The organism is Fluviicola taffensis DSM 16823, assembly GCF_000194605.1.
GTDB classification, from domain to species: domain Bacteria; phylum Bacteroidota; class Bacteroidia; order Flavobacteriales_D; family Crocinitomicaceae; genus Fluviicola; species Fluviicola taffensis.
This window is the reverse complement of the sequence record NC_015321.1, coordinates 2,330,208-2,342,425: the sequence shown is the minus strand read 5'-3', so window position 1 is coordinate 2,342,425 and position 12,218 is coordinate 2,330,208. Positions and strand designations below refer to the sequence as shown.

The window sequence follows — 12,218 nt, the reverse complement described above, 5'->3', positions numbered from 1 at the left end:
TTTTATCTGGAAATGGTTGAATTATCTATTAAACGGCTTATTTAAATCGGATAGATTTAGCTGGATTTATTCGACTAATCAAAAGTGATGGAACAAATAAAGCAATCAAACACACTCCCAAAGTAATGCAATTCAACACCCCAATTTTCAATAAGCTAAACTCAATTGGAACCGTATTTAAGTAATAAACTTTCGGATCTAATGGAATGATATGAAACTGATATTGCAACCAGCAAAGTCCAATTCCAACTACATTCCCCCAAATCATTCCCTTTAAAATTAATTGACCAATATGAACCAAAAAGATCTTTCGAACAAATCCATTATTGCCCCCCATTGCCTTTAAAACCCCTATAAAGTTGGTTCTCACCAAGATTAAAACGAGCAAAGCAGAACCCATATTTACGATTCCAATAACCAACATGAGAATTAGTACAATAGCCAAATTTATATCCAGAAAACTCAACCAAACAAACAAATCACGTTGATTGTCTTTGATGCTATTAACCTTTACTTGTTGTTGAAAATCGGGGTTATAAGCAACCACTTTTCGGATCTTGAATTTTTGATTTTCAATGTCTGAAAAATCTTTTACACTCAATTCATAAGACCCAATGTATTCACTAAATGATCCTTTTCCAGGGAAAGATTCCACATCTAGTGTTTTTTGACCACCATTTAATTGATAATGATATCCTTCTTGATCTAGGAACTTTCGAACCAATTTTTGTTCAGAGTCCACTTTGAAATTACAAAAAGCCATTTTATCGCCACGAACCTTGATTTTCAAATAAGTAGTATCAGGAATAGTCGTTTCTCCATCTCTTGCATCTAAACTTCCAGCAGGTTCGTCCATGAATGTCCAATAATCGGAAACAATCAATCGAATCGTTGTGTCTTTTGTAGGACAAATAGAAAACCCCGCATACTTTTCATAGCCTTCTCCCCAATCGAATCGGTAATTTCCATTTCCACCTGAAACTTGTGCGCGAATGATTAACTCACCATACGGCGAAAGTGTATCATCAATTAAAATTTCAGAGGTAATTCCCCAATCATTCAATTGCTGAACCTGTGGCAGATAACAAAAAACCAATTCTTTGTCGAAATCTTCCAAGCCCGTTTCGTAAATTCCAACAATGTGAAACTGGCGTTGAATTGGGCGTTGCTTCACAAAATAAGCATTGATGGTATCTCCCAATTTATAATGCAAATCATTGGCAATACGCTTGGAAATAAGCACCTCGGTTGAAGCTCGTTCTTTAAATGTGGGTAATTTCCCTTCTTTCAAATAGGATTTAAAAAAAGACCAATCGTAATTTTTATCAACACCTTTTAAAACAACTCCAAGGATCTCTTTTTGGGCTACATTTCCTCTCGATTGAATAAGAGCAGGCTTGTAAGCAACTGATTGAACATGGGTTACGCCGTTAATTTTTCGAAGTAATTTTTCGAACGTTGGATTACGCATGAGCGGTTCAGATTCTCTCAAAGAAATTTCTCCTTCTTTTTGAATGGAGATATGTGAACCAAAACCTATAACTTTGCGGCTCACTTCTTGTTGGAATCCTTCAACAACAGCAATTGTGACGATATTTACAACCATTGCAAGAGAAATGCTCAAAACAGCAATTCGTGTAATTGGCTTTGCAGCCCTTTTAGTTCCTTGCAAAGATTCGTCTACAACGGCCTGTTTGCGTTGAAGTTTTTTAGCTATGAAAAATATAACATTCCAATTATTGCCCATGCGGATACGAAAGTACATAAAGCTTTTGGCGTTGAAAAGTATTATTTTGCTTTTCACAGTTTCCTGCGCTACAAAACCAATAACTTCCAAAACAGTTGAAACTACTCCGAATACCAAAGAAAAAGAATATCCAGTTATTCAACCCATTGATGATGAAATCAAATACGATGCTTACGGGACTGAAAAAATCCCGGATTTACAGCTAGGAAATGCGCGAATGCACCTATACTTAGATTCCTTGCGCGGAAAAAGAGTTGCCATTGTTGCCAATCAATCTTCTTCTCTCGGATCAATGCATTTAGTGGATACTTTACTTGCTTTGGGAATCAACATTCGGAAAGTATTTGCACCTGAGCATGGATTTAGAGGAACTGCAGATGCTGGTGAAAAGGTTTGGAGTCACCAAGATCCTGTAACCGGATTACCCATTGTTTCGTTGTACGGAAACAACAAAAAACCACGTGCAGACCAATTATGGGATATTGACATCGTTTTATTTGACATCCAAGATGTAGGAGTGCGCTTCTACACCTATATTTCTACCTTGCATTATGTCATGGAAGCATGTGCTGAAAATAATAAAGCATTGATTGTTTTGGATCGCCCGAATCCGAATGCTCATTACGTTGATGGACCAATTTTAGAAAAAGATCAAACATCCTTTATTGGAATGCATCCAGTGCCTATTGTTTACGGAATGACCATTGGTGAATATGCTTTGATGGTGAATGGTGAATTTTGGTTGCACAACGATGTTACTTGTCAAATGTACATTGTTCCTTGCCGCAATTACACACACAAAACCAAATTTGAAATAGCCATTCCTCCTTCACCAAATTTGCGAACAGACTTAGCTATTAATTTGTACCCCAGTTTGTGTTTATTTGAAGCAACAACTGTGAGTATTGGAAGAGGAACTGAACGTCCCTTTGAACAGTACGGCCACCCCAGTTTTAGAAACACCGGATTTACCTTTGTACCCATGCCAACAACAGGTGCGAAAGATCCACTTTGGCAAAACCGCACGTGTAATGGCTACGATTTAAGAGCCAGCCAAAACAAGCGCATGTATGAAATCAATTTGAATTGGATCATCAATGCGCGCGATCAATTGGGAGATAGCATTGACTTTATCAATCAACGAAACTTCTTTGATCGCTTAGCCGGAACAGCGACTCTACGTGCTCAATTAAAAGCTGGTTTAAGCGCAAAGGAAATCAAAGAAACCTGGAAATTGGGGATTGAATCGTTTTTAAAAACGCGTAAAAAGTATTTGATTTACAGATAGATAAAATCTATCAAAACATGATTTTCCGAAATATAACTTCAATGTATTCACACTTGTTTGGTGTTTTAATATGTTGTATGTTTGTTTGGCCAGTAACCAATGAATTACTATTTATGAAACAATTACTATCAATAGTTGCCATTTTTGTTGTGTTGAACACGTCAGCATTCAGTAATCTTTCACCAATAGAGACATCTAAAATTTTTGATCATTTAACGGAAGTAAACAAAGAATGGGTAAAATTTAATTTGTCCATTTTTAATGAAAAAATTTCGTTTGAGAATGACTTAGATCGTATTCAATTTCACTTATTGCAAGTTGAAAAAATGTTGAGAAATTCGGAAAACGAACATTATTCGCAAGAGCAAATTCAAAACAGAACTGCATTATTAGATATTCTACATAACTACGCTCTTGAGAAAGTCTTTCCGATTAATTTACATCATTCGAACAGACAACCCTATTTCATAGACCATTTAGGAACGCATTGTGCAGTTGGTTTTCTACTTAAGGCATCTGGTTTTGGAAACATTGCACAAGAAATATCTGAAACACAGAATTACGCTTACGTAAAAGAAATTCAATCGAAAGAATTACTTGCTTGGGCAGAAAAAAATGGGTTTGAGTTAAATGAATTAGCATTGATACAACCTACATATCCTGATAACACGACTTATTACGCTATTGGAAATGGTGCTAATGGTACAATTACTAAAATTAACGGAGATGAGAATAAATTTGTAATTGCGGGTAAATTTACTCAATTAGACAATCTTCCTTGTTTGAATGTTGGACAATATGTGAATGGAAATTTGTCTTGCTTGGGAGTTGGGATAGATGGAATAGTGAATGAAATTGAAAGAACTGGACAAAATGAAATTACTGTATATGGAAAATTTGACCATCTGGGCGTGAGTTACCCAATTGCAATTTGGAATGAAGTAAGTTTGGATTGGGAGTTTGTCGCTATTCCAGGTAAAAGTAATTGTGAAATCAATGCAGCAGATAGTTACAATCTTGATCGATATATTTCTATTAAGACTGAAACAGGAACTTTTGAATTACTGCACAATAATGGTACAAATTGGTATCTGACTTGTTCAACTGATGGCCCTATCTACAGTATTGATGTTGAATATTCAAAGTATGTTTTTGGCGGGAAATTTAATCAGGCCATTATCAATGCAAATACCCCTTATATTTTAAATTCAAAAAATGTAATCAGTTCAACCAACGGACTGGGATGGCAAGTATACCCTTCGAATACTCCTGACACCGTTTTTACCACGAAAATAATTGGAAGTAACATTTTTGTTGGAGGAGCTGCAATAAATTTGGCTGGGCACAGTAATGTATTATTATCTCAATTAACGAATGGAACTGCACTTACACTCATCCAACTTTGGTCTGGTGCTGATCCATTAAGAATCTATGATATAGAACACCATACAAATGATATGAATAGATTGGTATTAGTTGGTAATTTACAAGCTATAGAGGGAGGGTTTGGGTTCATTATGGGAAAAGGAGCATTTAATTATTCCATCTCTGAAGGAGTAGTAACTTCCGCAGGTTGGTTCAATAAACCTGTTCACTCTGCAATACTAACAAATAACGGTGATTTAGTTGTTTCTGGAGAATTTACTGAAGGATACGAAACGAATTTTTCTCACCTTGCAAAATCAACTTTAATTTTGGGAGCAGACGAACTGTCTTCGACAACAAATTTAGTTGTTTATCCAAATCCAAGTACACATTCAATCTCTATTCATGGAATTTCAATTGGAAAATTTTTCAACTATCAAATTACTGATGCGCAAGGAAAAACTTGGAGAACAGCTGAAACCTCAAACCCTACTATAAATGTGGAAAATTTGAGTAGTGGAGTCTATTTCTTGAGCATTCAAAACGCCCAGAACTACAATTCAACCATTCGTTTTGTAAAGAATTAGATTTACTACTAAAGAATCAAGTACGGAAAATCGCAACAAGTCTTTCAAACCATTGACCTACATTTGTAGAAATTGACTACAATGAAAATGCCTACTCTGAAATCAACCCAAACTTCAATCCTTTTGGGATTATTATTGATTGCAATTCTAGGTTCATGTACAATCACAAAACGGCATTTTGGATCGGGTTATCACATTGAATGGAAACAACACTTTTCAGAGAAAAAGGAAAGTGACGATCAACGGGAATTAACTAGCCAAATCGAACCGAATAACTCAGTAAACTTTCTCTTAATTGAACATCAAATAGAACCATTCATTCCAAAATCTGATTCAATTGGTGACCGAACATTAAAACCCTCTCCAAAAGAGGAAACTTCTACTAAAAATCTAACGCTTAGAAAAAGTAGCTCACTATCTTTCAAACCCATTCAGATTCTGAAAAAGGAAATTACCGCCAAAAAACAATTAGTAAATGAACCGAAAAAACAACAAAAACCACCAGTTGACACACTAACTTGGGTCGCATTGGGATTTTTTATCACATTGATTGTTGCAGGATTTATTTTGCTTTTCTCCAATCTTCTTTTTGATTTTTTATACATTGCCATTTTAGCAATGTTCGCAATTGCAGGTCTCATTATCTCTGGAATTTCCTTGAAAAATGTTACATCATATCCAGACGATTATTCTGGAAAAGGACTTACAATAGCTATTTTTGTGCTAAATGCTATTATCTGTTTTGGATTAATTATTTGGGCATTCTACCTCCTCATCCAAGCGCTCTTGAATTTGTGGTGATGGTAAAATTGGATAGAATTACTTACTCGATTGCTCCACTTTCTTCGCGCCTTCCAAAACGGTTTCTTTCATCGTTTCCATGTATGTAAGCAATTTTTTTTGTAATTCAGGATTGGTTGCTCCTAAGATTTTTGCAGCCAAAATTCCAGCATTTTTAGCTGCGTTTATAGCAACTGTAGCTACCGGAATTCCATTTGGCATTTGAACAATGGATAACAAACTGTCCCAACCATCGATTGAATTACTTGATTTGATAGGAACCCCAATAACAGGAAGTGGTGTTAAACTCGCTGTCATTCCAGGTAAATGCGCTGCTCCACCTGCTCCAGCAATAATCACTTGAAGACCCCTTTCGGAAGCCGTTTTTGCATACTCGAACATCCGTTCTGGAGTTCTGTGAGCCGAAACAATGGTTAATTCAAAAGGAATTCCAAACTCCTTTAAAATATCAGCAGCATCTTGCATAATTGGCAGGTCTGAAGTGCTGCCCATGATAATTCCAACCATTTGTTTCAATTTTGTTTGCAAATCTAACGAATATTAGACAATCGTTGAAAACTATTCGCGCATTGTGGAGTAATTCCTCCCATTTTTATTGAATTTTCTGTTAGTTTTGGGATTCGCCAAGTAAAACTATGAATAGATCTATACTTACTAGTCTTTGTGCTTTTTTAATATTGGGGCACACCTACTTCTTTGCTCAAACCACCTTTGTAACCGATAATTTTGAAGGAACTTTCACCTGGAACACCGTGAGCAACTCTGGTCCAAACAACTGGATCCAGGGCAACTGTACGAATAACGGAGGTAGCTCTGCACTATATATCACATCGGGAGGTTCAACCAATGATTGTACACCAAGTGGAATAACTCATTATGGCTATGCAAATACTGCATCAGGATCCGAAACGGCAATCGTTTACCGCGAAGTGAATGCTAGTTGTTTCACTGCAATAACCGTTCTAGGCGATATTCAAATAGAAGGAGAAAGTGGAATTGATTACCTAGAATTAGTCATCAGTACAGATAATGGATTGACTTGGTCGTCTGCTTCTTCTCAACTAGTTGCCAATGCTACGTATTCCCCATTTAGTCAATTGCTCCCAGGAAGTTTTGACAATACCATTTTCTGGATAGGTTTCCGATTTAATTACAACGATTCCAATATTGGAAATAAAGCCCCGGCAATCGATAATTTCCGCATACAAGGAACATCTTCTGATATTGTTTCACCCACTATTACTTGTCCTTCCCCAAGCGCTGTGTATTCCGATCAATACTGTGAATTTCCACTTTTAGATTATGGAACTCTAGCAACTGTTAATGACGCTTGTGGAATTGTTTCTACCATTCAAACACCCGCAATTGGAACAACTGTCAATGCAAATACTTTAATCACTTTACAAGCAATAGATCCTTCCGGAAATTCAACAAATTGCAGTTTTACATTAACCGTTATAGACACCATTACACCAAAAGTAACATGTATTCCATTGGATTCAGTGTATGCAACTGCGGCTTGTAATGCAGCTGTGCCAAATTTGATTCCAACGGTTTCTGTAATAGAATTCTGTACACCAGCCAATTCGTTAATTTTCAATCAAACTCCAGCGGCGGGAACAATTATCTCTGCTACTCAAAACGTATTTGTAACGGTGACAGACCTTTCTGGAAATGTAGGTGGTTGTTTTACACACATGCTCCTTTTTGATACGATTTCTCCACAAATAACTTGTCCAGCAAATCAAACTGTTTCCACAAACAATGGCTGCACATACGATATTGGGACATTCACTACTCAAGCAACTGTTACAGATAATTGCTCTACGACGTTTCTGTTGAATCAAAGTCCTGCGATTGGTAACAGCTTACCGGTTGGACCACACAGTATCACTATTCAAGCCATTGATCAGCAAGGAAATGCGCAAGTTTGTCAATTCACGCTGACAGTGCAAGACTTAACCTTGCCAGTTGTCAATTGTCCTACCGGAATTACAGCGCCAGTTAACAATCAATGTTTGGCGATGGTCGGAAATTTAGTTCCATTGGTTTCTGCAACAGATAATTGTACGGCAAGTAATTTACTTGTATTTGCGCAAAACAAACCTGCAAATTTATTGTTCTCGGACACCATCACTGTTTTAATGACCGCCGTTGATTTGAATGGAAACATTGGAAGTTGTTCTATCCTTGTTACTGCAATTGATACTTTAGCTCCAGTTGTAACTTGTTTGAACGATACTATTTTGGCTATTTCAGGAACTTGTTCAATGACTGTTCCCAATTTAGCAGGAACACACAGTGCTGTTGAAAACTGTGCTCCTTCCAATTTACTTCTAGTTTCGCAAAACCCAATAGCTGGAACCGTTATTACAAACCCAGTTGGAATCGTTATTTCGTATACCGATACTGCTGGTAATATCGGAACTTGTATTACCCAAGCTATTCCGATTGAATCTATTAACCCAACAATTACTTGTCCACCAGCTCAATCTATAAACAATGGCGTCTCTTGCTTTGGACTTATTACCGATTTAACTGCTCTTGCAACTGTTACAGACAATTGCACCGGATATAGTTTAACACAAATACCAGCAGTTGGAACAAATCTTGTTTCAGGAACACACATCGTTACAATTACAGCAACCGATTTAGCTGGAAATAGTGCGTCATGTACAACTAGTTTCACCATTATTGAAACGAGCACTCCATCAATTACTTGTCCTGGGAATATGTCAGTGTGTAATCCACTTGTCAATTACACCAACCCAATAGGAACGGATAATTGTTTCTTTAAAATCACTCAAACAGATTTATCAGGAGTTTCTTCAGGAAGTATCTTCCCTATTGGAACAACCACACAAACGTATCAAATTGAAGATTCATCGGGGAATACTTCATCGTGTTCGTTTACGGTTCAAGTTCTTCCATATCCTGACACTGCATTTATCCCAAATAGCTTAATTTATCTTTGTGATACTTACACAACCAGTATTCAAGCACAAGCTATTCAATCAGGAACTGGATCTTGGAATGTGCTAACAGGAACTGGTACACTTACAAATCCAAACGCGCTTCAAACAACTATTCAAAATCTTTCTGCTGGGTCAAACACAGTTGAATGGGTTGTGACTTCTCCAACATGTGGAACAAGAAGAGATACCGTTCAAATAATCGTAAACATGCCTCCATCTCAGGCAGCTCTTCAAGATTCCATGTATGCTTGTGCAACAACAAACTACATTATTCAAGGAAACAATCCTGCTATTGGTCAAGGAACTTGGTCGAGTAATGCTGGAATAACTTTCAACAATATTCATGCGCCTGTTTCCACCATTCTATCTATTCCAAATGGATATCATACCATTTATTGGACAATCAACACCAGTGGCTGTCAAAGCACAGTGGATAGCGCAATTATTTACGCTCCAATTAGAGCTGAAGTACTCACACATGATACTACTTTGTGTCTGACACAATTGCCTTTCAATATCCAAGGAATTCAAGCAGGATTAGATCAAGCAACTTATTGGATTGAGATTGGTGGCTCTGGAACTCTAACTAGTAAATACACAGCCAATACATCCTTAACTGCTGCTGCGCCAGGTGAATTAATTTTACTTTACAAACTCCATCACGATTTTTGTGGAGCTACTCAAGATACTTTACATATCATATTGAATGCTTGTGATGACGCAAGTTTCAATATTCCAACCGTATTTACTCCAAATCATGATGGGTCGAATGATCAATTCATCATTCCAAATTTATATGAAACATACCCAGATTGTGAAGTAACCATTATCAATCGTTGGGGAGCGAAAGTGTTTCAATCTACCGGGTATTCAGAACCTTGGGATGGAACTTATAAAGGAGACGATTTACCGCTTGGAACTTATTTCTATGAAATAGTTTCTCCCAACAATGATTTTAAGCCTTTTAAAGGTTCAATTAGTATTATCCGTTAATCCCAATAGATATGAAAAAATTAGTACTTACTTCATTTATTGCAGTTGCAGGATTAGCATTCGGACAACAAGACATTCAATTTACGCAAACAGCTTCTTCCCCATTCTTAATCAATCCAGCTGCGGGCGGAATGATGAGTGTAGCTGAAGTAGTAATTGGAAACCGCATCCAATACGCTGGAATTGATGGAAGACCAATGACCACTTTTGCAGGAATTCAAAGTATGATTCGCTTCAAAAAGAAACGCACAAAAACCTTGCTTCATGAGTTAAGCTCAATTGGTCAAACATTCTATAGCACTCCGCAAAGAACAATTGGATACAAGCAAGTTGCTGGCTTAACGTTTATCAATGATGTCATTGGCCCCTTCACACGAACGAATGTCAAAGGAAACTTTGGGGTTCACATTCCCTTATCTCAAAAATTTAGCGCTGGACTTGGATTAGGCATTGGTTGGTCAAATTTTGGAATTGACAATTCAAAAGTGATTTTAGGCAATTCAAATGACAATGCTTATACCAATTACATTGGAATTTCTGCACGTCAAAATTACGTGGATGCACAAGCAGGATTGGTGGTTTACAGTGATCGATTATTAATCAGTTTAAGCGGAAGTCAGTTATTCAACAATAAAACACGCTTAAGTGATGTGACAACTGGAAGCACTTTTCAACCCCATTTGTTTGTATTGGCAAGTTATCGCTTTGATCTAGGTAAAAAGTTCGGATTAGAGCCAATCGTTCAATTCAAATCAGTGAAGCATGCACCCGTAAGTTACGATTTAGCGATGCGTTTACATTATATGCGTATGGGTTGGGTGAGTTTATCTTACAGACGTCAATCTTCCATTGGAGTAGGTTTTGGAATCAATTTATTGGCTCGATTCAACGTTTCATATTCATTTGAGTTCGGCAACGGAGTTACTGAACAGTTTGGAAATACATCCCATGAAATTCGACTTGGGTTTATTTTTGGACACCGCAGAAATACCAAACAGGAGCTAAAGCAAGATGAAAAAGAAAACCCAATTCCTGAAGAAACAAAGACAGAAGATTAAATGTCAGTTTTTCAGGTATTGCTAATTTTGTAAAAAAGGTTCAAGAAATGCGTCCGATTTATTTTTTACTCAAAATCTCATTAAACTTATCATTTCGATTATTCTACAAACGGATTATTGTGGTGAATAAGCACAAAGAGTTTTATGGTAGTACGATTTATGTCAGCAATCACTCAAATTCTTTCATGGATCCATTGGTGATTGGTGTATTGAACAGACCAATTGTTCATTTCATGACCCGATCGGATGTATTTGTTTGGTGGTTGAAACCCATTTTGTGGGCGGCACATATGCTACCAATTTACCGTCAGCAAGATGGAGCAAATACAAAGGGAAAAAATACAGATGTTTTCAACAAAGTAAACTGGGCATTACGGAATCGTCGTAACATCTTGATTTTTGGAGAAGGATTTACAGATGACGTACCTATTAGAGGGCTAAAACCTATTAAAAAAGGTTCTGTCAGAATGGGTTTTGGAGCTCTTGAATCCATTGAATGGAGAAAAAAAATATACATTTCAGGAATTGGAATTAGCTATTCCGATCGAAATAAAATAGGCTCAGAATTGGTGTTAGATAACGGGGCTAAAATTTGTTTAAATGACTACAAAGAAGCTTATTTAGAGAGTCCTAGTAGAATTATCAATGAAGTAACGAGATTGGTTGAACAACAAATGCAAGATTGTATTATTTATGTGGCTGATCCTTCGAATTACTCGTTGCTAGAAAACGTCATGCAGATTACCCGAAAAGGGTACAACAACGAAAATCACGATCATTCTATTCCATTATTAAAACGCTGGCAATATGCGAAAGATCTTGGCACTTGGATTAACCAACATGTAACAGATGAAAGTACCGAAATTAAATCCCTACAAAAGGATCTAGATTCATATTTCAACTTGGAGCAAAAAATGAAAATCCAAGATCGTTTTGTACTTGCTAAAAAACACCCTGAGTTTCTAAGCACCTCCAATAATTGGTTATTCTTAATTCTCGTTTGGCCTTTTGCACTTATTGGATTTTTTCATGGATTCATTCCTTATATCCTTGCTAAAAAAGTAACAGAGAAAATGATGAAACGACCCGTTTTTTGGGGCTCAGTAAAAATGATGCTTGGAAAATTACTTGGTTGTATATACAACATACCGCTAATTATTTTTCTCACAAAAAGATTTCTTCCACATTGGTCGTTTGGAGTACTGTATTTCTTCTTAATTCCAATTTTATGGAGATTGAGTTATGAATTTACCCTTCAAATCAAAGAAATTGCACTCAAACGAAAAATGAAATCTGTGGATTTATCAAAGTTTGAAGCAAAAAGAGCCGATTTAGAAAAAAGAATCCATGAATTAATCCCACTTGCGTAATCAATAAGAAACAGTAAATTTACAGAGTATTGAA

8 protein-coding genes are annotated in these 12,218 nt (G+C 36.7%); 6 read left to right on the top strand and 2 right to left on the bottom strand.

Features of this window, described 5'->3' with window-relative positions:
- Positions 1–37: 37 nt before the first annotated feature.
- On the bottom strand, positions 38–1,765 hold the full coding sequence (locus FLUTA_RS20775; RefSeq protein WP_013686796.1) for an ABC transporter permease: 1,728 nt from the start codon (positions 1,763–1,765) through the stop codon (positions 38–40).
- Here FLUTA_RS20775 and FLUTA_RS10200 point away from each other — a divergent pair.
- From FLUTA_RS10200 to FLUTA_RS10190, 3 genes are all read left to right on the top strand, one after another.
- Positions 1,746–3,035, top strand: coding sequence for an exo-beta-N-acetylmuramidase NamZ family protein (locus tag FLUTA_RS10200; protein ID WP_071841681.1), 1,290 nt, complete (start codon positions 1,746–1,748; stop codon positions 3,033–3,035). The two genes, FLUTA_RS20775 and FLUTA_RS10200, sit on opposite strands and share 20 nt — an antisense overlap.
- 113 nt (positions 3,036–3,148) lie before the next feature.
- Entirely contained in the window at positions 3,149–4,987 is a 1,839-nt protein-coding gene (locus tag FLUTA_RS10195) for a T9SS type A sorting domain-containing protein (protein ID WP_169312080.1), read from the top strand.
- Between the two features lie 81 nt (positions 4,988–5,068).
- On the top strand, positions 5,069–5,788 hold the full coding sequence (locus FLUTA_RS10190) for a hypothetical protein (RefSeq protein ID WP_013686793.1): 720 nt from the start codon (positions 5,069–5,071) through the stop codon (positions 5,786–5,788).
- Between the two features lie 18 nt (positions 5,789–5,806).
- Here FLUTA_RS10190 and purE read toward each other — a convergent pair whose 3' ends face one another.
- Complete coding sequence (gene purE, locus FLUTA_RS10185; RefSeq protein WP_013686792.1) at positions 5,807–6,295, bottom strand: 5-(carboxyamino)imidazole ribonucleotide mutase; 489 nt, start codon at positions 6,293–6,295, stop codon at positions 5,807–5,809.
- Between the two features lie 128 nt (positions 6,296–6,423).
- Here purE and FLUTA_RS10180 point away from each other — a divergent pair, with 128 nt between their 5' ends.
- From FLUTA_RS10180 to FLUTA_RS10170, 3 genes are read left to right on the top strand one after another with little or no spacing between them, the layout of a single operon-like run.
- Positions 6,424–9,756 (top strand): HYR domain-containing protein, encoded by a 3,333-nt coding sequence (locus FLUTA_RS10180; RefSeq protein WP_013686791.1) that lies wholly within the window; start codon positions 6,424–6,426, stop codon positions 9,754–9,756.
- 11 nt (positions 9,757–9,767) lie between these two features.
- Entirely contained in the window at positions 9,768–10,814 is a 1,047-nt protein-coding gene (locus FLUTA_RS10175) for a PorP/SprF family type IX secretion system membrane protein (protein ID WP_013686790.1), read from the top strand.
- Positions 10,815–10,861: 47 nt separating this feature from the next.
- Complete coding sequence (locus FLUTA_RS10170) at positions 10,862–12,184, top strand: lysophospholipid acyltransferase family protein (RefSeq protein WP_013686789.1); 1,323 nt, start codon at positions 10,862–10,864, stop codon at positions 12,182–12,184.
- Positions 12,185–12,218: the final 34 nt, after the last annotated feature.

Coding starts and splice junctions, on each gene's coding strand:
- FLUTA_RS10200 (WP_071841681.1), top strand. CDS start 1,746: ATGCGGATACGAAAGTACATAAAGCTTTTGGCGTTGAAAAGTATTATT.
- FLUTA_RS20775 (WP_013686796.1), bottom strand. CDS start 1,765: ATGTACTTTCGTATCCGCATGGGCAATAATTGGAATGTTATATTTTTC.
- FLUTA_RS10195 (WP_169312080.1), top strand. CDS start 3,149: ATGAAACAATTACTATCAATAGTTGCCATTTTTGTTGTGTTGAACACG.
- FLUTA_RS10190 (WP_013686793.1), top strand. CDS start 5,069: ATGAAAATGCCTACTCTGAAATCAACCCAAACTTCAATCCTTTTGGGA.
- purE (WP_013686792.1), bottom strand. CDS start 6,295: ATGGTTGGAATTATCATGGGCAGCACTTCAGACCTGCCAATTATGCAA.
- FLUTA_RS10180 (WP_013686791.1), top strand. CDS start 6,424: ATGAATAGATCTATACTTACTAGTCTTTGTGCTTTTTTAATATTGGGG.
- FLUTA_RS10175 (WP_013686790.1), top strand. CDS start 9,768: ATGAAAAAATTAGTACTTACTTCATTTATTGCAGTTGCAGGATTAGCA.
- FLUTA_RS10170 (WP_013686789.1), top strand. CDS start 10,862: ATGCGTCCGATTTATTTTTTACTCAAAATCTCATTAAACTTATCATTT.